Raw genomic sequence first — 222 nt, 5'->3', positions numbered from 1 at the left:
CGCTTACGCTGAGTGCTAAATCGTCGAGCATGACGACGCTCAACATGTACGCCAACGCCAACGGCGTAGGGGCTAGCGTGTTCACTTCGCGTGCGGGTACCACGATCAATCTCTATTCCGGCGTGTTGCGGTACAACGTCACCGATGGCAGCACTACTACGACGGTGAACATTCTCGGCGGTACGCTTGTGCACGAAGCCGGGGCGATTACAACCGTAAACG

1 protein-coding gene is annotated in these 222 nt (G+C 57.2%); it reads left to right on the top strand.

Features of this window, described 5'->3' with window-relative positions; genetic code table 11:
* Positions 1–29: 29 nt before the first annotated feature.
* A partial coding sequence (locus tag QCD75_RS22115) for a hypothetical protein (RefSeq protein WP_301231665.1) occupies positions 30–222 on the top strand: 193 nt, incomplete at its 3' end.

Origin of the sequence: Arthrobacter sp. PsM3, assembly GCF_030433895.1 — a bacterium.
Lineage (GTDB): Bacteria > Actinomycetota > Actinomycetes > Actinomycetales > Micrococcaceae > Arthrobacter.
The sequence above is the reverse complement of the archived record's forward strand: the minus strand, read 5'-3'. Positions and strand labels throughout refer to the sequence as shown.